At 73.1% G+C, this 23,198-nt stretch carries 20 protein-coding genes and 1 pseudogene; 14 read left to right on the top strand and 7 right to left on the bottom strand.

Annotation, left to right across the window (positions count from 1 at the left end):
* Positions 1-181: 181 nt before the first annotated feature.
* Entirely contained in the window at positions 182-754 is a 573-nt protein-coding gene (gene def, locus BM076_RS08825; RefSeq protein ID WP_093712867.1) for a peptide deformylase, read from the top strand.
* Positions 755-867: 113 nt separating this feature from the next.
* Positions 868-1,800 (top strand): methionyl-tRNA formyltransferase, encoded by a 933-nt coding sequence (gene fmt, locus BM076_RS08820; RefSeq protein WP_093712866.1) that lies wholly within the window; start codon positions 868-870, stop codon positions 1,798-1,800.
* Between the two features lie 130 nt (positions 1,801-1,930).
* Here fmt and BM076_RS08815 read toward each other — a convergent pair whose 3' ends face one another.
* From BM076_RS08815 to BM076_RS08800, 4 genes are all read right to left on the bottom strand, one after another.
* The gene (locus BM076_RS08815) at positions 1,931-2,128 is read right to left on the bottom strand and encodes a ferredoxin (protein ID WP_093713031.1); all 198 of its coding nucleotides are present in this window, start codon (positions 2,126-2,128) and stop codon (positions 1,931-1,933) included.
* 53 nt (positions 2,129-2,181) lie between these two features.
* Positions 2,182-3,414 (bottom strand): cytochrome P450, encoded by a 1,233-nt coding sequence (locus BM076_RS08810; protein ID WP_093712865.1) that lies wholly within the window; start codon positions 3,412-3,414, stop codon positions 2,182-2,184.
* 322 nt (positions 3,415-3,736) lie between these two features.
* A complete protein-coding gene (locus BM076_RS08805; protein ID WP_093712864.1) occupies positions 3,737-3,937 on the bottom strand; it encodes a CsbD family protein in 201 nt (66 codons plus the stop codon).
* 183 nt (positions 3,938-4,120) lie between these two features.
* Entirely contained in the window at positions 4,121-5,836 is a 1,716-nt protein-coding gene (locus BM076_RS08800) for a cation:proton antiporter (protein WP_093712863.1), read from the bottom strand.
* 109 nt (positions 5,837-5,945) lie between these two features.
* On the opposite strand from BM076_RS08800, the gene BM076_RS08795 reads away from it, so the two are divergent.
* Complete coding sequence (locus BM076_RS08795; protein WP_093712862.1) at positions 5,946-7,445, top strand: RsmB/NOP family class I SAM-dependent RNA methyltransferase; 1,500 nt, start codon at positions 5,946-5,948, stop codon at positions 7,443-7,445.
* A 27-nt stretch (positions 7,446-7,472) separates the two neighbouring features.
* On the opposite strand, the gene BM076_RS08790 is transcribed toward BM076_RS08795, so the two are convergent.
* Entirely contained in the window at positions 7,473-9,623 is a 2,151-nt protein-coding gene (locus BM076_RS08790; RefSeq protein WP_093712861.1) for an MMPL family transporter, read from the bottom strand.
* A 163-nt stretch (positions 9,624-9,786) separates the two neighbouring features.
* Between BM076_RS08790 and rpe the strand changes: the two genes are divergently transcribed.
* The 10 genes from rpe (at position 9,787) to BM076_RS08740 (ending at position 19,697) form a co-directional block, all read left to right on the top strand.
* Positions 9,787-10,461, top strand: coding sequence for a ribulose-phosphate 3-epimerase (gene rpe / locus BM076_RS08785; RefSeq protein WP_093712860.1), 675 nt, complete (start codon positions 9,787-9,789; stop codon positions 10,459-10,461).
* A gap of 164 nt (positions 10,462-10,625) precedes the next feature.
* Positions 10,626-11,609 carry a sugar-binding transcriptional regulator gene (locus tag BM076_RS08780; RefSeq protein WP_177246391.1) on the top strand — a complete coding sequence of 328 codons (984 nt, stop codon included), beginning with the start codon at positions 10,626-10,628 and terminating at the stop codon, positions 11,607-11,609.
* 95 nt (positions 11,610-11,704) lie between these two features.
* The gene (locus tag BM076_RS08775; RefSeq protein WP_093713030.1) at positions 11,705-12,169 is read left to right on the top strand and encodes a ribonuclease domain-containing protein; all 465 of its coding nucleotides are present in this window, start codon (positions 11,705-11,707) and stop codon (positions 12,167-12,169) included.
* Positions 12,166-12,567, top strand: a complete 402-nt coding sequence (locus BM076_RS08770; RefSeq protein ID WP_093712858.1) for a barstar family protein — start codon at positions 12,166-12,168, stop codon at positions 12,565-12,567. The genes BM076_RS08775 and BM076_RS08770 overlap by 4 nt, the downstream gene beginning before the upstream one ends.
* Before the next feature lie 25 nt (positions 12,568-12,592).
* Positions 12,593-14,041 (top strand): GuaB1 family IMP dehydrogenase-related protein, encoded by a 1,449-nt coding sequence (locus BM076_RS08765; RefSeq protein WP_093712857.1) that lies wholly within the window; start codon positions 12,593-12,595, stop codon positions 14,039-14,041.
* A gap of 120 nt (positions 14,042-14,161) precedes the next feature.
* Positions 14,162-15,106, top strand: coding sequence for an SDR family NAD(P)-dependent oxidoreductase (locus BM076_RS08760; RefSeq protein WP_093712856.1), 945 nt, complete (start codon positions 14,162-14,164; stop codon positions 15,104-15,106).
* A 79-nt stretch (positions 15,107-15,185) separates the two neighbouring features.
* Positions 15,186-15,644 carry an Lrp/AsnC family transcriptional regulator gene (locus BM076_RS08755; RefSeq protein ID WP_245795871.1) on the top strand — a complete coding sequence of 153 codons (459 nt, stop codon included), beginning with the start codon at positions 15,186-15,188 and terminating at the stop codon, positions 15,642-15,644.
* 133 nt (positions 15,645-15,777) lie between these two features.
* On the top strand, positions 15,778-16,857 hold the full coding sequence (locus BM076_RS08750; RefSeq protein WP_093712855.1) for a DUF2382 domain-containing protein: 1,080 nt from the start codon (positions 15,778-15,780) through the stop codon (positions 16,855-16,857).
* Between the two features lie 309 nt (positions 16,858-17,166).
* On the top strand, positions 17,167-17,988 hold the full coding sequence (locus tag BM076_RS08745) for a carbon-nitrogen hydrolase family protein (protein ID WP_093712854.1): 822 nt from the start codon (positions 17,167-17,169) through the stop codon (positions 17,986-17,988).
* On the top strand, positions 17,985-19,697 hold the full coding sequence (locus tag BM076_RS08740; protein ID WP_093712853.1) for a flavin monoamine oxidase family protein: 1,713 nt from the start codon (positions 17,985-17,987) through the stop codon (positions 19,695-19,697). Before BM076_RS08745 ends, BM076_RS08740 begins: the two co-directional genes overlap by 4 nt.
* Positions 19,698-19,816: 119 nt before the next feature.
* On the opposite strand, the pseudogene BM076_RS08735 reads toward BM076_RS08740, so the two are convergent.
* Positions 19,817-20,500 (bottom strand): annotated as a pseudogene (locus tag BM076_RS08735) (DUF5995 family protein); the annotation flags it as partial.
* Positions 20,501-20,700: 200 nt separating this feature from the next.
* Here BM076_RS08735 and BM076_RS08730 point away from each other — a divergent pair.
* The gene (locus BM076_RS08730) at positions 20,701-21,543 is read left to right on the top strand and encodes a helix-turn-helix transcriptional regulator (protein WP_093712852.1); all 843 of its coding nucleotides are present in this window, start codon (positions 20,701-20,703) and stop codon (positions 21,541-21,543) included.
* A 309-nt stretch (positions 21,544-21,852) separates the two neighbouring features.
* Here BM076_RS08730 and BM076_RS08725 read toward each other — a convergent pair whose 3' ends face one another.
* Positions 21,853-23,118 carry an MFS transporter gene (locus BM076_RS08725; RefSeq protein WP_093712851.1) on the bottom strand — a complete coding sequence of 422 codons (1,266 nt, stop codon included), beginning with the start codon at positions 23,116-23,118 and terminating at the stop codon, positions 21,853-21,855.
* Positions 23,119-23,198 lie beyond the last annotated feature (80 nt).

Below are 23,198 nucleotides of genomic sequence, written 5' to 3'. Positions count from 1 at the left end.
CGAATTCGGGCAAACTCTCTTGCCCAACGCGCCAGCCGCCCATGGAGTCACGCAGCAAGGGGCGCAGCCCACCCGTGGGGGGCGCGCGGCCACCCGCGCACCCCCGCCCCACCGGCCCCGAACCCCCTCTAGAATCAGTCCCTGTTCCGCCGACGCCCGCCCGCTCCAGGAGACCGCCCCCGTGTCCGTCAAGCCCATCCGCCTGTTCGGCGACCCGGTGCTGCGCATGACGGCGCAGCCGGTCACCACCTTCGACAAAGAACTGCGCACCCTCGTGCAGGACTTGACCGACACCATGAAGGACGCCCCGGGCGCCGGCCTCGCCGCGCCCCAACTCGGTTTCTCGCTACGGGTGTTCACCTATTTCGTGGACGGCGAACTGGGCCACCTGGTCAATCCCGAGCTGAGCCTGAGCGAGGACGAGCAGGACGGCCCCGAGGGCTGCCTGTCGCTGCCGGGCCTGACGTACGACTGCCGGCGCGCGTACGGCGTCGTCGCCAAGGGCTTCGACATGTACGGCGAGCCGGTCACCATCGAGGGCACGCGGCGGCTGGCCCGCTGCATCCAGCACGAGACCGACCACCTCGACGGCGTCATCTTCATCGACCGGCTCGACCCGGAGCGGCGCAAGGCCGCGATGAAGGCGATCCGCGAGGCCACCGAGGGCCCGGACGGCATCTGGCGGGTGCCGGGGGAGAGCGCACCGCCGAAGGTGAAGATCTCGCCGCACGACACCTTCGGCCGGGGCATGTGACGGCAGGCGCCGTACGCGCCCGCCCCCGGCGACGCCCACGGGTCCGGCCGCCGTCACGGACCAGGACTCAGGATTCGGACCAGGAACCACCATCGAGAGGCACACCCCGCACGATGAGGCTCGTCTTCGCCGGCACCCCCGAGGTCGCCGTACCCGCACTCGACGCCCTGCTGGCCTCCGACCGGCACGAGGTCGTCGCCGTCGTGACCCGGCCCGACGCGACGGCCGGGCGCGGGCGCAAAATGCTGGCCAGCCCGGTCGCCGAGCGGGCCGCCGAGGCCGGGATCGAGGTGCTCAAGCCGACGCGCCCGCGCGACGAGGACTTCCTCGCCCGGCTGCGCGAGATCGCCCCGGATGCCTGCCCGGTCGTCGCGTACGGCGCGCTGCTGCCGAAGGTCGCGCTCGACGTGCCGGCGCACGGCTGGATCAATCTGCACTTCTCGCTGCTGCCGGCCTGGCGCGGTGCCGCACCGGTGCAGCACGCCGTGATGGCCGGCGACGAGGTCACCGGGGCGTCCACCTTCCTGATCGAGCAGGGGCTCGACTCCGGGCCGGTCTACGGGGTGCTCACCGAGGAGATCCGCCCCACCGACACCAGCGGTGACCTGCTGACCCGGCTCGCGGTCGGCGGCGCCGGGCTGCTGGTGGCCACCATGGACGGGATCGAGGACGGCCGGCTCGTCGCGCGCGAGCAGCCCGCCGACGGCATCACACTCGCGCCCAAGATCACCGTCGAGGACGCGGCCGTCGACTGGAACGCGCCCGCGCTCCGGGTGGACCGGCTGATCCGGGGCTGCACCCCGGCGCCCGGCGCCTGGACGCTGACCGGCGGCGAGCGCCTCAAGCTCGGCCCGGTCACCCTCGCGCCGGACCGGACCGACCTCGCGCCCGGCGAGTTGGGCGTCGCCAAGAACGCCGTCCACGTCGGCACCGGCAGCCACGCCGTACTGCTCGGCGAGGTGCAGCCGCAGGGCAAGAAGCGGATGGCCGCCGCCGACTGGGCGCGCGGCGTCCGCATCGCCTCGGGCAGCCGACTCGGCGCCTGAGCCCGTACCGCCCGCCTCGGTCACATCTGGGGCCGCGACCGGCCGGACGGCTGAATCCCGTACGCCCGCCCGTTCGGGCCGTCCGATGCGCGGGACGGCCCGAACGGGAGCGCCCGGCCCCCCGCCCCGGCTAGTCCTCGTCCGCCTCGATCGCCTGCGCCGGGCATCCGACGGCCGCCTCGCGGACGTCGGGCCAGGCATGCTCGGGCGGCCGCTCGTCCAGCAGTCGGACGATGCCGTCCTCGTCGCGCTGGTCGAAGACGTCCGGCGCGGTGAGGACGCACATGCCGGAGCCGCAGCACTTGTCGGTGTCGACCCGTACGCGCATGGCGCCTTCCTCTCCCTCGGGGGCGCCGTCGCGGTCCGTCGCCGCCGGGGGCGTCACCACGCCACCGGCAGTTCGTGCAGGCCGTAGACGGCCATCTCGGAACGGAAGCGGAGCTGCTCGAAGGGGACGGCCAGCCGCAGGCCGGGCAGCCGGTCAAGGACGGCGGGCAGCGCGATCCTCAGCTCCAGCCGGGCCAGGGGCTGGCCCAGGCATTGGTGGACACCGAAGCCGAAGGCGACATGGCGCCGCGCGCCCGGTCGCGCGAGGTCGAGCCGGTCGCCGTCCGGGAAGGCGTCCTCGTCCCGATTGCCGGCGCCCAGCATGCACAGCACCCCGTCGCCCGCCCGGATCGTGGTGCCGCCGATCTCGACGTCCTCGACGGCGATGCGGCCGAGACCGTTGTGCACGACGGTCAGATGGCGCAGCAGTTCCTCGACGGCGGTGTCGAGCGGACCGCTGTCACCCGCCTCGTCGCTCCGCATCGCCCGCCGCATCAGCGCGGCCTGCTCGGGCTCGCGCAGCAGGGCGAGTACCGACAGCGAGGTCATGTTGGCGGTGGTCTCGTGTCCCGCGACCAGCAGGAGCCGGCCCATCGACGCGATCTCGTCGTCGTCCAGGCCGCTGTGGGCGGCGAGGCGGCCGATGATGCTGTCGTCCGGGACGGACCGTTTGGCCCGCGCGAGCCCGACCAGATACGCGCGCAGCTCGTTCTGGGCCGCCGCGACCTCCCCGGGCGGAGCGTCGGTCCGCAGCATGACGCTGCTGCACCGCTGGAAGAAGGCGTGGTCGTCGTAGGGGACGCCCAGGATCAGGCAGATCACGACGGAGGGCAGCGGCAACGCGAAGTCGGCGACGAGGTCCGCGGTGCGGCCGGGGCGGGCGGTCAGCCGGGCGAGCAGGTCCTCGGTGACCTCGCGCACCGCCGGGCGGAGTTCGGCGACCTTGCGGATCATGAAGTCGGCGGTGAGCATGCGGCGCAGCCGGGCGTGGTCCGGATCGTCCATCCTGATGAAGGTGGGCCGTTCCGTGCCCAGCGCCCGCAGACCCGCCGAGAGGAAGGGGAATCCGGGCCGGGTGGCGTCGGCGCTGAAGCGGCGGTCCCGCAGCACGGTCCTGATGTCCGCGTGCCGGGTCACCATCCAGCACGCCGATCCGTCCCATAACCGGACACGGGCCGGGGCTTCGTCCGCGCGGGCCTGCTCGTACGCGGGAGGCGGCGCGAAGGGGCACGCCCCGCGCGGCGCGGGGACATCGAGGGAGACCGGTGGGCGGGCGGCAGTGGTCATGGCAGGGCTCCTGTCGGGTCGGCATGTCCGAGGCACCGGGGACGCCTGGGACGGGAGAGGTGATTGCCTCGTGCACTAAATGCCGTAGGCAACTAACTCTTCGTCGACGCTAGTTCGCGCTCCGCACTCTCCGACAGACCGATTCGCGCCGAATGGCCCGCACAGGTCCGGCCACCCGCCGACACGGTGCCGACGTGACGGCGTGTGCCGTACGACGCACGCCGGGGGCGGGCCGACTGTCCCCTGTCGGCCCGCCCCCGGCGGTGCTTCTTGTGCTCCCCGCGCTCCCTCGTGCGCCCGGTGTCTCCCGTGCGCCGCGCGGTCAGTCGTCGTCGCCGTCGCGGTGGAAGACGTCCTTCACCGCGTCCTTGGCCTTCTCCTTGGCCTCGCGCATATGGCCCTCGGCCTGGTCCCCGCGCCCTTCGGCCTGGAGGCGCTCGTTGCCCACGGTGTCGCCGACCTTCTCCTTGATCTTGCCCGCCGCCACGTCCGTCTTGGCTTCGGCCTTGTCGCTGCCGCTCATCGCTGGCCTCCTCACAGTGCCACCGGCTTTCGGTGACGTACGAGCAGGCGGACCGTCCCGCGCTCCCGCGCCGGTACCGGCCGGCGCCCGCTCGGTCTTCGCCTGCCCGGCTTCGCGCGGCCGATTCGTCCCCGTGCCCGCCGAATCGGAAGAGGCGCCCGGTCGCGCGGTGCGCCCGGGGCGTCAGTCCCGGCGGACGCGGTGCTCGATGCTGTCCAGCAGCGCCTCGACCTGGCGGTAGGTGTCCGAGCTGTAGACGCCGATGCTGCGCTCGGAGACCAGGGCGTCGCGCATGGCGTCGAGGTAGCGGTTCTGCACCGCGGTCATCTGGTCCAGGTGGTCGGCCGGGGGCCGGTCGCCGGTCCGGGTGGCGGCGATCAGGCCGGGCACCACGCGCTCCTTCATCAGCGTCGCCACCTCGGGATCGATCGGCTTTCCGTCGATCTTCTGCTCCTCCACCGGGCCGACCGCGTCGATCGCGGCGCCGCCGATCCTGCGCATCAGCGCGCCCGTGGCGTCCCGCTGGTCCTCGCGGCTCTCGCCCGGAAAGCGCATCGCGGCGATCAGCCCCGGCAGGGTGAGGCCGAAGAGCGCCAGCGTGATCAGCGCGACGAAGAAGGCCGCCAGGATCACCGTCGAGCGGTGCGGGGTGTCCACCGGGATGGTCTGCGCGGCGGCGACCGTCACGACGCCGCGCATCCCGGCCCAGGCGATCACCAGCAGCCCGCGCCGGGTCAGCGGCTCCCGCTTCTCGAACTCCACCTCGGCCCGGCCGCGGGCCAGCCGGCGCCGCGCCCACGCCAGGCGGTTCTCCTCCCGCTCGCCGGTCGGCTCCACCGTCTCCAGGTGCTGCTCGAAACGGTCGAGTTTGGCGCTGAACTCCTCGGTGCGCTCGCCGTGCCGTACGCGCCGCTGCCGGGCCGGCCACGCCAGGCCGAGGAAGCGCAGCGCGATCAGCAGGCCCACGACGATCAGCACGAGACCGGTCATCTCGCCGAGCGAGGTCTCCGAGCGCGCCGCGTCGACCAGTTCCGGGAGCTGGTAGCCCATCGCGAGGAAGACACCGCTCTCCAGCACGAAGCTGGCCGTGGCCCACGTCGTCACCTGCGTCTGGCGGTCCCGGGCGCTGAAGCGTTTGCTTCCCATGGTGCCGGTCACCAGGCCCGCGACGACCACCGCGAGCACACCGGAGGCGTCGATCTCCTCGGCCGGGAAGTAGGCGAGGAACGGCACGGCGAAGGAGATCGTCGTGTTGAGCACCGGATCGTCCAGCCGCTGCCGCAGCAGCACCGTGCCGAAGCCCACCACCAGGCCGGTCAGCAGCGCGCCCAGCACGGCCCAGCCGAAGTCCAGCACGGTGTGGACCGCGCTGAAGTGCGAGGTGGTGGCGAGTGCCGCCACCGCGGTCCGCAGCAGCACCAGCGCCGCCGCGTCGTTGACCAGACTCTCGCCCTCCAGCACCGACATCAGCCGGGGCGGCAGCCCGACCCGGTGCCCGATCGCGGTCGCGGCGACCGCGTCGGTGGGACTGACCACCGCGCCGAGCGCCGTGGCCAGCGCGAAGGAGATCCCGGGGAAGACGGCGTGCACGACCGCGCCGATCGCCAGTGCGGAGACGATCACCAGCACCACCGACAGCCAGGTGATCAGCGAGAGATTGCGCTTCACGTCGAGCACCGGCAACTGCACCGCCGACGCGTACAGCAGCGTCGGCAGCACCCCCGCCAGGACGAGTTCGGGCTCGATGTGCACGGTCGGGGTGCCGGGCAGCGCGCTCGCGCCGATGCCCAGTATCACCAGCAGCAGCGGGGTCGCGACGCCCGTGCGGCGGGCGAAGACCGACGCGCAGATCATGATCGCGAGGGCTGCCGCCGCGACGAGGAGGAATTGGTGGTCCACGCGCGCAGAGCCTATCCGCACCCGGTCCCGGCGGCCGGGAACGGGCGCCCCGCGCAAGGCCGTACGCTGGAGCGCGGACCGACCTTCGTAAAAATCGGAGCACCTTTACGTGAACGACCAGCAGCGCCGCCGTCCGCAGGGCCCGCCCGGCAAGCAGGGCACCACGGGCAAGCAGGGAGCCTCGGGCAAGCCGGGCAAGCCGTACCGGCGGCCGCAGCGCGACCCCGTCAGGATCCTGGCCTTCGAGGCGCTGCGGGCGGTGGGGGAGCGGGACGCGTACGCGAATCTGGTGCTGCCCGGCCTGCTGCGGGCGGCCGAGGCGGAGGCGGCGAAGAAGGGCCGGCAGTTCGACCGCAGGGACGCGGCGCTCGCCACCGAGCTGGTGTACGGGACGCTGCGCGGACAGGGCACGTACGACGCGGTGATCGCCGCGTGCGTGGACCGGCCGCTGCGCGAGGTCGACCCGCCGGTGCTCGACGTACTGGCGCTCGGAGCCCACCAGTTGCTCGGTACGCGCATCCCGACGCACGCGGCGGTGTCGTCCAGCGTGGAGCTGGCCCGGGTGGTGCTCGGCGACGGCCGCGCCAAATTCGTCAACGCGGTGCTGCGCAAGATCTCCGCGCACGACCTCGACACCTGGCTCGATCAGGTCGCCCCGCCCTACGACGAGGACCCCGAGGATCATCTGGCGGTGGTGCACTCGCACCCGCGCTGGATCGTCTCCGCGCTGTGGGACGCGCTCGGCGGCGGCCGGGCCGGGATCGAGGACCTGCTGACCGCCGACAACGAACGGCCCGAGGTGACGCTGGTCGCCCGCCCCGGCCGGTCCTCGGCACAGGAGTTGCGGGACTCGCTGCCTCCGGAGAGCACGGAGCCGGGCCGCTGGTCGCCGTACGCCGTACGGCTCGCCGAGGGCGGCGACCCGTCGGCGGTGGACGCCGTGCGCGAGGGCCGCGCCGGTGTGCAGGACGAGGGCAGCCAGTTGGTGGCCGCGGCGCTCGCCGCCGCGCCGCTCGACGGCCGCGACGAGCGCTGGCTCGACGCCTGCGCCGGCCCCGGCGGCAAGGCCGCGCTGCTCGCGGCGCTGGCGGCCGGGCGCGGCGCCGAACTGGTCGCCGCCGAGAAGCAGCCGCACCGGGCCCGGCTGGTGTCCCGCTCGCTGGCCGGCAACCCCGGCCCGTACCAGGTCGTCGTCGCCGACGGCACCCGCCCGGCCTGGCCCGAGGGCGCCTTCGACCGGGTACTGGTCGACGTGCCCTGCACCGGACTGGGCGCGCTGCGCCGCCGCCCCGAGGCCCGCTGGAGGCGCCGCGCCGAGGACGTGCCGGGCTTCGGGCCGCTGCAGCGCGGACTGCTCACCGAGGCGCTGCGCGCCGTACGGGTCGGCGGTGTCGTCGGCTACGCCACCTGCTCGCCGCACCTGGCCGAGACCCGCGCGGTCGTCGACGACGTGCTGCGCGACGACCGCGCCCCGGCCGCCGAGCGGCTCGACGTACGCCCGCTGCTGCCCGGTGTCCCGGCGCTCGGCGACGGCCCGGACATCCAGCTCTGGCCGCATCTGCACGGCACCGACGCGATGTACCTCGCGCTGCTGCGCCGTACGGCCTGAGGCACCGGACCGGGGACCACCGCCCGGCTACCGTCGCTCGGCCGGTTCCTCCCGGGACTCCGTCGCGGCGGCGGGCGGCCGGTGGCCCGGCGCGTCCAGCCTGCTCGGCCACCAGACCCGGTGGCCGAGGTCCAGGGTGATCGCGGAGACCAGCACCGAGCGGACGACGAAGGTGTCCAGCAGGACACCGAAGGCCACCGCGAAGCCGATCTCGGCGAAACCGACCACCGGCAGCGTGCCCAGCACCGCGAAGGTGCCCGCGAGCACCAGACCCGCCGAGGTGATGACGCCGCCGGTCGCCGCGAGGCCGGTACGGACGCCGTCGCGGGTGCCGAGGCGTACGGTCTCCTCGCGGATCCGGGTCATCAGGAAGATGTTGTAGTCGATGCCCAGCGCGACCAGGAACACGAAGACGAACAGCGGGAAGGCCGTGTCCTCGCCCGCGTAGTCGAAGACGTGCCGGAAGACCATCGAACTGACGCCGAGCGCGGCGGCGAAGGACAGCACCACCGTCGCCATCAGGATCAGCGGCGCCACCAGGGCGCGCAGCAACAGCGCCAGGATCAGCAGCACGACCAGCAGGATGAGCGGGATCAGCAGCTTGTTGTCGTGCGTGGCCGCTTTGTTGGTGTCCTTCTGCACGGCGGTGCCGCCGCCCACCAGGGCATCCGCGTCGGGGACTTGGTGCAGCGCCGTACGGGCCCGCTCGACGGTCCGCTGGGCGGCCTTGCTGTCGGCGGGATCGGTGAGCGTCGCCTCCAGATAGACCCGCCCGTTCTTCTGCGCGGCCACCCCCGGCGGGGTGCCCACCGATGCCGGCACGACACCCTCGACCCCCACCAGCGCCGTACGCACCGGACCGGCGGCGTCCGCGCGGGCGATCACCACCAGCGGCTGGCCGCCGCCGGCCGGGAAGTAGCGGGCCTGCACCTTCTGACCGGTCACCGAATCCGGGGTGTTGGTGAAGCTGTCCGCGCTCGACAGGCCGGTCGCCTTCAGCGAGGTCAGACCGAGGGCGAGCGCGCCGAGCACCAGCACCGTGGTGATCCACACCGACCGCGGCCGGCGGCCGACGGCGGTGCCGATCCGCGCCCACACCCCGCTCTTGGTCGGCTCCGCGGTGCCCACGTGCGGGATCGCGGGCCAGAACACCCAGCGGCCGAAGATCACCAGCAGCGCGGGGAACAGCGTCAGCATCGCCAGCAGCGCCACCGCCACACCGATCGCGGCGACCGGGCCGAGACCCGAGGTCGAGTTCATGTCGGCGGCCAGCAGGCACAGCATGCTCAGCGCCACCGTGGCGGCGCTGGCGATGATCGCCGGGCCCGCGCGGTGCAGCGCGAGCGCCATCGCCTCGTGCCGGTCCTCGTGATTGCGCAGCTCCTCGCGGTAGCGGGCGACCAGCAGCAGCGCGTAGTCCGTACCGGCGCCGAAGACCAGCACGGTCAGGATGCCCGCGCTCTGCGCGTTCACCACCAGACCGGCGTGCTTCGCGAGCAGATAGATCACCGCCTCGGCGCTGAACAGCGCGCCGACCACCGAGACCACCGGCAGGAACAGCAGGCTCAGGCTCCGGTAGGTGATCAGCAGGATCACGATGACGACGGCCAGCGCCGCGTACAGCAGGGTGCCGTCGATCCCGGCGAAGGCGTCGGCGGAGTCGGCGGAGAAACCGCCGGGTCCTGTGATGTGCACCTGGAGGCCGTCGGCGTTCCGCTCCGCGGTGTGCCGGATCTCCTTGACCGCGTCCGAGATCGCGGTCCAGCCGCTCGGGTCGATGGTGATCGGCACGATGAGCTGTGCGGCGCGCGGCGCGGACTTCCGGTCCAGCTGCGGGCCGACCGAGCGGGTGCCGACGATGCCGTGCGCGGTGAGCGTCCTGATCGACGCCGCGTCCTTGCCGATCTTCGTCACATCGGCGTCGGTCAGCCCGCCCGGCCGGGTGTACACGACGACCGCGGGCGCGCTCTCCGGTACGAACTCCTTCTGGAGGTCCAGCACTTGGGTGGACTCGGCGTTGCTCGGCAGCCAGCTCGCCGAGTCGTTCTTCTGCGCGTCGGTGAGCTTCTGGGCCAGCGGCGAGACCACCACCAGCACGACGACCCACAGGGCGAGCACGACCCATTTGCTGCGCCGCCCGCAGACCACCTGCGCCGTCCGTCCGGGTCCGTCCGCCATGAGAGCCGCCCCCAGCCTCGCTCGTGGTGTCCCCCTGCTCCCCGCCGCGCCGGTCCGGGGAGTGATCGGCACCAGCATGGCACTGACGTTCGCCGTACGCCCGCCGGATCGCCGTAGTGGCACGGGGGAAACACCGGGCCCCGGGATCTGGTTTGCTGGACCCATGAGCGTCCAGATCAACCCCAGCATTCTTTCCGCGGACTTCGCGCGGCTCGCCGAGGAGGCGAAGGCGGTCCAGGGTGCCGACTGGCTCCATGTCGACGTCATGGACAACCACTTCGTCCCCAACCTCACGCTGGGCGTTCCGGTCGTCGAGTCGCTCAGCAGGGCGACCGACACCCCGCTCGACTGCCACCTGATGATCGAGGCCCCCGACCGCTGGGCGCCTGCGTACGTGGAGGCCGGCGCGGGCTCGGTGACCTTCCATGTGGAGGCCGCGGCGGCCCCGGTCCGGCTGGCCAGGGAGATCCGGGCCAAGGGCGCGCGGGCGTCGATGGCGCTCAAGCCGGCCACCGCGATCGAGCCCTACGAGGACCTGCTGCCGGAACTCGACATGCTGCTGATCATGACGGTGGAGCCGGGCTTCGGCGGCCAGGCGTTCCTCGACATCATGCTGCCGAAGATCCGCCGCACCCGGCAGCTGATCGACCGGCACGGCCTCGACCTGTGGCTCCAGGTCGACGGCGGCGTCTCGGCCGAGACGATCGAGCGGTGCGCGGAGGCGGGCGCTGACGTCTTCGTCGCGGGCTCCGCGGTCTACGGCGCGGACGACCCCGCGATGGCGGTGCGGGCGCTGCGCGAGCAGGCCGCTGCGAAGGGCGTGGACCGCCCCCGGTGACGGTGGCGCCTACCAGGGGTTACCACGGGCGGAAGCATGGTCGCTACGCGCCCGTAACACAGCGCGATCTGCGAGGATGAGCGCGGAGCGGATCAGACGGGCAACGCGGATCAGATGGGCAACTGGGGAGAACCGACGTGAGCACAGGCCGCACACAGGTGCGCATGGGCCCCGGCGAGATGGTCCAGGCAGCGGCGATGGCACGTCGCTTCTACCTGGAGGGCAAGTCCAAAATCCAGATCGCCGAGGAATTCGGAGTCAGCCGCTTCAAGGTGGCCAGAGTCCTGGAGACCGCCCTCGAACGCGACCTGGTGAGAATCGAGATCCGCGTCCCCGCCGAACTGGACGCCGAACGCTCCGACGCCCTGCGCGCGCACTACGGACTGCGGCACGCGGTCGTCGTCGAGACCCCGCCCGACCAGGCGGACGCGCCCGACCCGGAGAATCTCGGCGCGGTCGCCGCCGGACTGCTCGGCGAACTGGTGGACGACGGCGACGTCCTGGGCCTGGCCTGGGGCCGCTCCATCATCACCATGGCCAACGCGCTGGAACGCCTGGCGCCCTGCACGGTCGTCCAGCTCACCGGCGTGTACGACGTGGGCACCACGGAACGCGGCTCGGTCGAGGCGGTCCGCACCGCGGCCGCCGTCTCCGGCGGCGAGGCGCACCCGCTGTACGCGCCGATGGTGCTCGCCGACCCCGCGACGGCCGCAGCGCTGCGCGCGCAGAGCGGGATCGCCGCCGCCATGGGCTACTTCGAGAAGGTCACCGTCGCCGTGGTCTCCATCGGCTCCTGGGAAGCGGGCATCTCGACCGTGCACGACGCGCTCACCGACAAGGAGCGCGAGCATTACGTGGGCCTCGGTGTCGCGGCCGAGATGTCCTCGCACCTGTTCGACGCGCAGGGCCGCCGGGTCGGCCGCGACCTCGGCGAGCGCTGCATCACCATCGAGGCGGACCGGCTGCGGCGCATCCCCGAGGTACTGGCCATCGCCGGCGGCCGGCGCAAGGCGGGCGCCATCGACGCGGTGCTCCGCTCGGGGCTGGTCACCAGCCTGGTGACGGACACCGCGGCGGCCGAGCAACTGCTCTCCTCGACCGCCCCCGCGCCGCGGCCCGCGCTGGACCGGGCGGACCCGGACGAGTAGCCGCTGGGCGGACCGGGAGAAGTAGCGCCGGTGCCGTACACGGCACGGAGTGCCGTTCCACGTCGCCGATGATCATGTGTGGCAGCATCGGCGGCATGCTGCGGACCCTTCCGCGCGCGGCCGCCGCCGTGCTCGCCACCTGCCTGCTCGCCCTGTTCTGCGCGCTCCTCGGCGGCTGCGCGGACTCCTCGGCGAGCCCGGCCGCCGCGCACTCGACCGGGCACTCTTCCGGGCACTCGTCCGGTTCTTCGGCCACCGCGAGCGCCCCGGCGTGGGCGGACGGCCATCGCACGGTGCGCGCCGCCGACCTGCCCGCGCAGGCCCGCGACACCCTCGCGCTGATCGACCGCGGCGGTCCTTACCCGTACCGCAGGGACGGCATCGTCTTCGGCAATCTGGAGAAGGAACTGCCCTCCCATCCGCGCGGCTACTACCACGAGTACACCGTGCCCACCCCGGGCTCCCGGGACCGCGGCGCGCGGCGGATCGTCACCGGCCGCAATGACGAACTCTTCTACACCGACGACCACTACCAGAGCTTCGAGGCGGTGCTCCGATGACGACGGCCCCGGACGGCACGCTCGTCCTCGACCTGACCGGTGTCGGCGACCGCCAGACCTTCATGGACCGTTGCACCGAGCGGCTGCACCTGCCGGACTGGTTCGGCCGCAACTGGGACGCGCTCGCCGACTGCCTCACCGACCTGTCCTGGTGGCCGACCGGGCCCGCGGGACGCGAGCTGCGGGTGACGGGGTGGCAGGAGTACGCGGCGGCCAAGCCGCGCGAGTGGCGGATCGTGAAGGACGTACTGCGCGACGCCGAGACCTTCTGGCGGGACACGGACACCGAGCTGCGGGTGCTGGTGGTGGACGCCGGCCCGGCGGAGCCGGGCTTGGAGGAAGCGGGCTTGGAGGAAGACACGAACGACGGCCCGGAAGACCGGGACGTTCGTCCGTAGGCGCGGCGGGCGTCCGCATGCAAATATGAAGTACGTGCGTTTCCTCAACGATATTCAGCCCCCGTACGACCTGACGTACGACGACGTCTTCATGGTGCCGAGCCGCAGCGCGGTCGGTTCCCGCCAGGGTGTGGACCTCAGGTCCCCGGACGGTACGGGCACCACCATCCCGCTCGTCGTGGCGAACATGACGGCCATCGCGGGCCGCCGGATGGCCGAGACCGTGGCCCGCCGCGGCGGCCTGGTCGTCATCCCGCAGGACATCCCGATCGACGTGGTCACCGATGTGGTCCGCTACGTCAAGCAGCGCCATCTGGTGCTGGACACCCCCATCACGCTCGCGCCCTCGCAGACCGTCGCCGACGCGCTGTCGCTGCTGCCCAAGCGGGCGCACGGCGCGGGTGTCGTGGTCGCCGACGGGCGGCCGGTCGGCGTGGTCACCGAGTCCGACCTGACCGGGGTGGACCGCTTCACGCAGCTGTCCGAGGTCATGTCCAGGGACCTGCTGCTGCTCGCCGAGGACATCGACCCGCGCGAGGCGTTCAACCGTCTCGAGGACGCGCACCGCAAGCTCGCGCCGGCCGTGGACGCCGACGGACGGCTGGTCGGCATCCTCACCCGCAAGGCCGCGCTGCGCGCCACGCTGTACGAGCCCGCCGTGGACGCCGACGGGCGGCTGCGGATCGCCGCGGCCGTGGGCATCAACGGCGACGTCGCGGGCAAGGCCAAGCAGCTGCTCGACGCCGGTGTGGACACCCTGGTGGTGGACACCGCGCACGGCCACCAGGAGTCGATGCTCGCCGCGGTGCGCGCCGTGCGCGCCCTCGACCCGCGGGTGCCGATCGTGGCGGGCAACATCGTGGCCGCCGAGGGCGTCCGCGACCTCATCGAGGCGGGCGCCGACATCATCAAGGTCGGTGTCGGACCCGGCGCCATGTGCACCACGCGGATGATGACCGGCGTCGGCCGGCCGCAGTTCTCCGCCGTCCTGGAATGCGCCGCCGAGGCCCGCAAGCACGGCAAGCACGTCTGGGCCGACGGCGGTGTCCGGCACCCGCGCGACGTCGCCATGGCGCTGGCCGCCGGGGCGTCCAACGTCATGATCGGCTCCTGGTTCGCCGGTACGTACGAGTCGCCCGGCGACCTCCAGCAGGCCGCCGACGGGCGGCTGTACAAGGAGTCCTTCGGCATGGCGTCCGCGCGCGCGGTCCGCAACCGCACCAGCGAGGAATCGGCGTACGACAGGGCCCGCAAGGCGCTGTTCGAGGAGGGCATCTCGACCTCCCGGATGTTCCTCGACCCGGCGCGGCCCGGTGTGGAGGACCTGATCGACTCCGTCATCGCCGGTGTCCGCAGCTCCTGCACCTACGCCGGCGCGGGCTCGCTCGCCGAATTCGCCGAGAAGGCGATCGTCGGCATCCAGAGCGCGGCGGGCTACGCCGAGGGCAAGCCGGTCCACTCCAGCTGGGGATGATCGGTGCCGGTGCCGGTGCGTGAGGGGGGCGGTGCCGTCGCCGCCGCCTGAGGGTGTCCCCGGGAGTACCCGGAACAGCGGGGTCTGGTCCGGCCCGGGGGCGCGCGCGACGGTGGAGCCATGACACGCACCGCCACGAACACACCTGTCAGCACTCCCTTCGGCTTCGCCTCGACCGCCGCCGAGGTCGTCCGCGGCGTCGACCTCACCGGGCGGCGGGCCGTCGTCACCGGCGGCGCCTCGGGGATCGGGGTCGAGACCGCGCGGGCCCTGGCCGGCGCCGGGGCCGAGGTCACGCTCGCCGTACGTGACACCGCCGCCGGCGAGAAGGCCGCCGCCGACATCACCGCCGGCGCCGGCGCCGCCTCCGTACGCGTCGCCCGCCTCGACCTGACCGACCGCGCGTCGGTCGCGGATTTCGCCGCGCGCTGGGACGGTCCGCTGCACATCCTGGTCAACAACGCCGGGGTGATGGCCACGCCCGAGCAGCACACCCCCGAGGGCTGGGAGTGGCAGTTCGCCACCAACCACCTCGGCCACTTCGCGCTGACGACGGCGCTGCACGGCGCCCTGGCCGCCGCGCGCGGCGCCCGGATCGTCGCCGTCAGCTCCAGCGCCAATCTGCTGTCGCCCGTCGTCCTGGACGACCCGCACTTCCACATCCGCCCCTACGACCCGGCGCTCGCCTACGGGCAGTCCAAGACCGCCAATGTGCTGTTCGCGGTGGGTGCCACGGCCCGCTGGGCGGCCGACGACATCACTGCCAACGCCCTCAATCCGGGCGCCATCGCGACCAACCTCCAGCGGCACGTCGGCGGCAGGCTGCTCACCCCGCCGGAGCGGCGCAAGACCGCCGAACAGGGCGCGGCCACCTCCGTCCTGCTCGCCGCCTCACCACTGCTCGACGGCGTCGGCGGCCGGTACTTCGAGGACTGCGCGCAGGCGCCGGTGGTCGTACGGCGCGCGCCCGGCGACTTCACCGGTGTCGCGGCCTACGCGCTCGACCCGGACGGCGCCGACCGGCTCTGGGAGGCGTCGCTGCGGATGCTGGCCGCCGAAGAGTGAGCCGGCGCCGCGGGCGGTGCCCCGCGGGCGGACCGGCCCCGCGGCGCCGCGTGCCGGAGATGTCTCTATCCTGCGAGTTGTGAAGCTGCTCAGCGATCTCGACGAACGCATCGTGCACGCCCTCGCCGAGGACGCCCGCCGGTCCTACGCGGACATCGGCGCCCAGGTCGGGCTGTCGGCGCCCGCGGTGAAGCGCCGGGTGGACCGGCTGCTCGCCGAGGGCGCGATCACCGGTTTCACCGTACGGGTGGACCCGGCGGCGCTCGGCTGGCAGACCGAGGCGTTCGTCGAGCTGTACTGCCGTCACAACACCTCGCCCGCCGACATCAGGCGGGGTCTGGCGCACTATCCGGAGGTGGCGTCCGCCTCCACGGTGACCGGGGACGCGGACGCGGTGGTCCAGGTCTTCGCCGCGGACGTACGGCATTTCGAACGGGTTCTGGAGCGGATCGCGGGGGAGCCGTTCGTGACCCGGACGAAGTCGGTCCTGGTGCTGTCGCCGCTGGTCAGGCGGTACGGGGCGGGCAGCCCCGAGTAGTTGAAGCATGTCCGATTCATGGGGAAATTCGAGATTTAAGGTAATAAGTGCGCCATGTGAGGTTTTGCGGAGTCCTCTCGGGCAAGGGGTCAGGTGACCGTTCGTAGATCACGGCGGCCCCGAGGAGGCGAGCATGATCACGCGCGAACAGATACCCCAAGTGATGGGACATCCGGTCCTCGATGCCGAGGGCAAGAAGGTCGGCGACGCCAAGCACATGTACCTGGACGACGGTACGGGAGCCCCGGAGTGGGTCACGGTGAAGACCGGATTCTTCGGGAGCAACGAGACGTTCGTGCCGATCGGTTCGGCGCGGCTGGTCGAGGATCACCTGGAGGTCCCGTACCCCAAGGAGAAGATCAAGGGCGCCCCGAATGTGGACGTCGACTCGGGTGGGCATCTGTCGGCCGCGGAGGAGGAGCACCTCTACCGCTACTACGGCATCGAGCGCCGCGGTGGCGCGGCAGCGGGGACGCAGACACAGACACAGGACAAGGCGGCGGCGGCCGGAGCGGCCGGGGCCGCGGGCGCGGCCGGCGCGGCGGGGGCCGACGGCGGGCGCAGGGGCAGGCACGCCGCCGCCACCCAGTCCAGCGGTGACATCGGCATCGACATCGGCAGGGGCGCCGGAGCGGGCGCCGCGGGCACGACGGGAGCGGCAGCCATGGCCGGAAGCGACGACAAGGCCACGCGGGGCACCCAGACCGAGATCGGGGCCGGCGGGGGCAAGGCCGAGGGCGCGGCCTTCGCGGCCGGACGCACCGGACCGGCCGAGGCGCGCGGCGGCGGCGTCGAGGACACGGCCGAGGCCATGACCCGCTCCGAGGAGGAGATGCACGTCAAGGTCGAGCGGCACGCCACCGGCAAGGCCCGGCTGCACAAGGTCGTCGAGGTCGAAGAGGTCGAGCAGACCGTGCCGATCCGCCACGAGGAGGTCCGCGTCGAACGCGTGCCGATCACCGACGCCGACCGCGCGGCGATGCGTACGGGAGCCGAGATCTCCGAGGCCGACCAGTACGTGACGCTGCACGAGGAGAGCCCCGTGGTGGAGACCGAGGTCGTCGCCAAGGAGCGGGTGCGGCTGCGCGTCGAGGAGCACACCGAGCAGAAGAAGGTGCACGGCCGGGTCCGCAAGGAGCGCATCGAGACCGAGATGGAGCAGGCCAAGGACACGGACGGGATGACCGGCCGCGAGGGGGACCGCCGGCGGTGACCGCGGCCGTCGTGGCATGAACCCGGACCGACCGCCCGGCCCCCGCCAAGGGGACCGGGCGGCGGCCTGTCCGCGGGCCGCCCCTCATTCCTGCCGTGCCCGTCGCCCGTCGCCGTCCCGCAGCGCCGACGCGCAACGAATCGCCGGGACAGCCGCATAAGACGCAACGAATCGCACCGGACGCCGCAATGATCACGTCTTGTCGCCGGAGGACCGGCCGATCTACCGTCGAGGAGGCCGGCCGCTGTGCCGACGACCGAACCGGCGACTGAACCGGTGACACCCCTCCCACCAGGTGAAAGAGGCCCCATGCGGATCGCGCTCGCGCAGATGGGCGGCGTGCCCGCAAGCGCGGAAGCCGGCCTCGACGCCCTGGAGCGGGCCGCCGCCGACGCCTCCCGGCAGGGCGCCCGCCTGCTGATCACCCCCGAACTCTCGCTGACCGGCTACGCCGTCGGCGACCGGACGGCCGCACTCGCCGAACCCGCCGACGGCCCCGCCGCCCGCCGTGTCGCCGGGATCGCCGCCCGGTACGGCATCGCCGTCGTCCACGGCTACCCCGAGCGGGCCGGCGACACCGTCCACAACGCGGTCCGGCTGACCGGCCCGGACGGCGCCGCGCTCGCCGACTACCGCAAGACCCACCTCTTCGGCGACTTCGAACGCGCCGCCTTCGCCCCCGGCGACATCCCCGTCGTGCAGGCCGACCTCGACGGCCTCCGGATCGGCCTGCTGATCTGCTACGACGTCGAATTCCCGGAAGCGGTACGGGCGCACGCGCTGGCCGGCACCCAGCTGCTTGCCGTGCCCACCGCGCTGATGCGGCCGTACGAATTCGTCGCCCAGACCCTCGTCCCGGCCCGTGCGTACGAGAGCCAGGTGCATCTGGCCTACGTCAACCGTCACGGCGCCGAGGGCGAGTACCACTTCGCGGGGCTCAGCTGTCTGGCCGGGCCCGACGGGGCCGTACGGGCGCGGGCCGGGACCGGTGAGGAGCTGCTGTTCGCCGACGTGGAACCGGCGCTGATCGCCGCGGCCCGGGCGGAGACGCCGTATCTGACCGACCGGCGCCCGGAGCTGTACCGCTCGCTCGTCCGAACCGTAACCCCGTACTGGAGAGCCACCCCATGACGTCCGTGCCCACCGCCGTCCACGACGAGCAGCACGCGCAGGCCCAGGCGCAGCCGCCCATCACCATGTTCGGGCCGGACTTCCCCTACGCCTACGACGACTTCCTGGCCCACCCCGCCGGCCTCGGCGCGATACCGGCGACCGAGCACGGCACCGAGGTCGCGGTCATCGGCGGTGGCCTGTCCGGCATCGTCACCGCGTACGAGCTGATGAAGATGGGCCTGAAGCCCGTGGTGTACGAGGCCGACCGGATCGGCGGCCGGCTGCGTACGGTCGGCTTCGACGGCTGCGACCCCGCACTCACCGCCGAACTGGGCGCGATGCGCTTCCCGCCGTCCTCCACCGCCTTCCAGCACTACGTGGACCTCGTCGGCCTGGAGACCCGGCCGTTCCCCAACCCGCTGGCGCCCGGCACCCCGTCGACCGTCGTCGACCTCAAGGGCGAGACGCACTACGCCACTTCGGTGGACGACCTGCCGGAGATCTACCACCAGGTGATGCACGCCTGGAACGCCTGCCTGGAGGACGGCGCCGACTTCTCCGCGATGCAGCGGGCGCTGCGCGAGCGCGACATCCCCGCCATCCGGGCCATCTGGTCCGCGCTGGTCGAGAAGCTCGACAACCAGACCTTCTATGGCTTCCTGTGCGACTCCCCGGCCTTCCGGTCCTTCCGGCACCGGGAGATCTTCGGCCAGGTCGGCTTCGGCACCGGCGGCTGGGACACCGACTTCCCCAACTCCATCCTGGAGATCCTGCGGGTCGTCTACACCGGCGCGGACGACGACCACCGCGGCATCGTCGGCGGCTCGCAGCAACTGCCGCTGCGGCTGTGGGAACGCGAGCCGGACAAGACCGTGCACTGGCCGCGCGGCACCTCTCTGCGCTCGCTGCACGAAGCGCGCGGCGGCGAGCCGCGCCCGGCCGTCACCGGGCTGCACCGCACCGCCGGCAACCGGATCACCGTCACCGACGTCTCCGGCGACATCCGTACGTACCGCGCCGCCGTCTTCACCGCCCAGAGCTGGCTGCTGCTGTCGAAGATCGCCTGCGACGACGCGCTCTTCCCGATCGACCACTGGACGGCGATGGAGCGGACCCACTACATGGAGTCCAGCAAGCTCTTCGTGCCCGTGGACCGGCCCTTCTGGCTGGACAAGGACCCGCGCACCGGCCGCGACACGATGTCGATGACGCTCACCGACCGGATGACCCGCGGCACCTACCTGCTGGACGACGGCCCCGACCGGCCCGCCGCGATCTGCCTGTCGTACACCTGGTGCGACGACAGCCTCAAATGGCTGCCGCTGAGCGCCCACGAGCGGATGGAGGTCATGCTGAAGTCGCTCGGCGAGATCTATCCGGGTGTCGACATCAGGAAGCACATCATCGGCAATCCGGTGACGGTGTCCTGGGAGAACGAGCCCTGGTTCATGGGCGCCTTCAAGGCCAATCTGCCCGGCCACTACCGCTACCAGCGGCGGCTGTTCACCCACTTCATGCAGGACCGGCTGCCCGCCGACAAGCGCGGCCTGTTCCTGGCGGGCGACGACATCTCCTGGACCGCGGGCTGGGCCGAGGGCGCCGTGCAGACCGCGCTGAACGCGGTGTGGGGCGTCATGCGGCACTTCGGCGGCGCCACCGACCCGCTCAATCCAGGCCCCGGCGACCGCTACGACGAGATCGCGCCCGTATTGCTGCCGGAGGACTGACACCCCGGCCTTTCCGTCACCCGCCTTTTCGGTGTCGGCCTTTCCGGCACCGGCCTTTCCGGCACCGGCCTTTCCGGCACCGGGCTTTCCGGCACCGGCCTTCCCAGTGCCGGCCGGCGGCGGCGCACCGGAGTGAGCAGGAAGCGGCCGATCAGGCCGACGCCCGCGTCCAGCCGGACCACGCACTCGGCGTAGGCGTCGTCCGCGCCGCGCAGCGCCCACAGCAGACGGGCCGCCGCCCAGGCCGCGTCCCGCGCCCGGTCCAGACTCCACGAGCCGACGATGTGCGTCAGCGGATCGGCGAGGTCCAGCAGGTCGGGGCCCGGCATCAGGGCCTCGCGCACCCGCATCTCGATATCGGTCAGGATCTCCCCGACACGGTCGAAGTCGGCCGCGAGCGCGGCCGGTTCCGCGCCCGTGGCCCGGGCGGTGTCGACCACGGCAAGCGCCAGGTCGTGGCCGACATGGGCGTTGATCCCGGCGAGCGCGAACTGCACCGGATGGATGTCGCGATGGGCGCGCATCCGCAGCAGCGGACGCCAGCAGGCCGGGACCTCGCGGCCCCGCGCGTCGTCCTCCACGGCGGCCAGATAGCGGCCCGCGAACCGCACCGCCAGCTCCGCCGCCATCGCACTGTCCGCGAAGCCCCCGGCCGCCAGCCGGCCCGCCACCTCGCCGGTGACCTCCACGTACACCGAGGTGAACACCGCCACCCCGTCACCGGGCGGCAGCCCGGCGGTCAGGCGCCGCATGCGGTCCGCGACGGCGCCCACGGCCGCTGTGCCCGCTCCTGCTGAGTCCATCCGCCCAGCGTCCTCCCGTGCTCCGGCGGCCGGCCCGCGGCGCGCGGGCACGGCCACCCGTACGAGGCCGGCGGGCGGCAGGGGAGCGGCCGGTACGGATCGGTGGGGGAGCGGCCGGTGCGGGACGGGCGATACGAGTTGGTCGATACGGGGAGCGGCACCGCCTGGATAGCGGCGCCCCGCCGACGCATGCTGGAGAGGTGAACCGACCCGAACTGGCCGCCTTCCTGCGCCGCGGCCGTGCCCGCCTCACCCCCGCCGACGTGGGCCTCGCCGAGGGCGCCAGGCGCCGCACCCCGGGCCTGCGCCGCGAGGAGGTCGCCCGGCTCGCCGGGATGTCGGCGGACTACTACGCGCGTCTCGAACAGGGCCGTGCGCCGCGGCCGTCGCGGCACATGCTCGCCGCGCTGGCCCGCGCGCTGCGGCTGCCCGCCGCGGACCGGGACCGGCTGTTCCTGCTGTCCGGCGAGGAGCCACCGCGCGAGCACCGGGACTCCGGTCACATCCGGCCTGGGCTGCTGCTGGTCCTGGACCGGCTGCACGACACACCCGCCCAAGTGGTCGACGACCTCGGCGGCGTCCTCGCCCGCAACACGATGGCCGACGCGCTGCTCGGCGACCTGTCCGGACTGCCGCCCGCGCGGCGCAACGTACTGCGGCTGCTGTTCACCGACGACGCGACGCGCGCGCTGTTCCCCGCGCGGGACCGGGAGCGGCTGGCGCGCGGCCATGTCGCCCGGCTGCGCGCCGCGCTCGCGGACCGGCCCGACGACCCGCGCCCCGCCGCGCTCGCCGCCGAAATGCGGGCGGCGGACGCGCTGTTCACCCGGCTGTGGGACGAGGCCGGCAGCGCCGAGCAAGGACCCGACGCCGTACGCGTCCTGCACCCGGTGGTCGGCGAACTGGCCCTGGACCGCGAGGAACTCTCCGGCGCCGGGCACGACCAGCGGCTGATCGTGTACAGCGCGCCGCCGGGCGGCGACGCGTACGAACGACTGCGGCTGCTGCGCGTGGTGGGCCTCCAGGACCTCACCACGGCCTGACGGCGGCCCCGGAGCGGGGCCGCGTTGGGCGCCCCGGAAAACGTGACCGTCACGCGTCAACTCCCGTCGTACATACGGGCGATGGCGGCTACGCAAGGGCATGGCGGCGCGCCTGTGCCATGGCGTATTCCCGCGGCATCATTTGCCTCTCAGCCGGCCCAACCGATGGTCAAGGCCCGCTAACGTGAAGACACGGTCCGGCGGGCACGAATCCCCCGTGCGTGCCCGCCGGATCATCGTGCGCCGAGGAGCCCGACGGTCCGCCCGGACCGTTCCGCCGCTCCCGTTCCGCGCCTCCCGGTTCGCGTGTCAGTCGGCGGTGACATCCGCGGTCGCGGCAGGGACACCCCGCGCGGCGCCCTGCGCACCGGCCACTTCGCCGCCGCCCGCGACCGGCCGCGGGCGTACGACACCGGCGCCGAGCACCAGCCCCAGGGTGAGCACGGTGACCAGGGCGAAGGACACGGTCAGCGAACTGGCGCCCGCGATACCGCCGATCGCCGCCGGTGCCACCAGCCCCGAGGTGTACGTGACGGTGGCGACGCCCGCGATCGCCTGGCTCGGATTGGGGCCGCTCCGCCCGGCCGCGGCGAAGCACAGCGGCACCACCACGGATATCCCGATGCCCAGCAGCGCGAACCCCGCGATGGCCGGGGCGGGCGCGTGCGAGAGCACCACCAGCAGCCCGCCGCAGGTGGCCAGCACCCCGCCGGAGCGCAGCGTGGTCACCGCGCCGAGCCGCCGCACCGCGAGGTCGCCGAGCAGCCGGGCGGTCGCCATCGTGCAGGAGAACGCGGTGTACGCCACCGCCGCCACGCCCGGCGAGGCTCCGGCCACATCCCGCAGATAGACCGCGCACCAGTCGGAACTGCCGCCCTCGGCGAACACCCCGCAGAACCCGATCGCCCCGATCACCAGCGCGGCGCGCGGCGGCAGCGCGAACCGCGGCGGCGCGTCCTCACCCGCCTCGGGGTGGACGTCCGGCACCCAGGCGCAGACCACATAACTCGCCACCAGCAGCAGCGCCGCCATCGCACCCAGGTGGATCCGGCCGTCGAGGCCCGCGTGCGCCGCCGGCACACCGATCGCCGCGCCGATCAGGGTGCCGACGCTCCACATGCCGTGCAGCCCCGACATGATCGACTTGCCCTTGCGCTGCTCCACCTCGATGCCGAGGGCGTTCATCACCACGTCCGCCATGCCGGCACTGGCGCCGAAGGCGAGCAGCGTCAGGCACAGCCACGGCAGTCCGGGGGCCAGCGCGGGCAGCGCCAGCACCGCCGTCCACAGACCGAGCAGCACGCGCAGCGCGGTGCGCGAGCCGAGCCGGTGCATCAGCCGGCCCGCGAGCGGCATCATCAGCGACGAGCCGATGGCCGGGCAGGCCAGCGCCAGGCCGAGCGCGCCGGGGCCGAGATCCAGATGGTCCTTGATCCAGGGGATACGGGTGGCGAAGGTGCCGCTGGCCGCGCCGTGCACGGCGAAGGCGACGGCGATCGCCAGATGGGCCCTGCGGACCCGCCGCGCCCGGTCGCCCCCCGAGGAAGCCGCCTCCCCGGCGGCAGCGCTCTTCATGGCGCGTAAACTATCAGTAAGGCTCCCTGAAAGTTAAGGGGTTATCCGGCGGCCCGCCCCCGGCCCGCCCGGAGCGGGCG

It is taken from the genome of Actinacidiphila alni (assembly GCF_900112845.1).
Classification (GTDB): Bacteria; Actinomycetota; Actinomycetes; order Streptomycetales; family Streptomycetaceae; genus Actinacidiphila; species Actinacidiphila alni.
The sequence above is the reverse complement of the archived record's forward strand: the minus strand, read 5'-3'. Positions and strand labels throughout refer to the sequence as shown.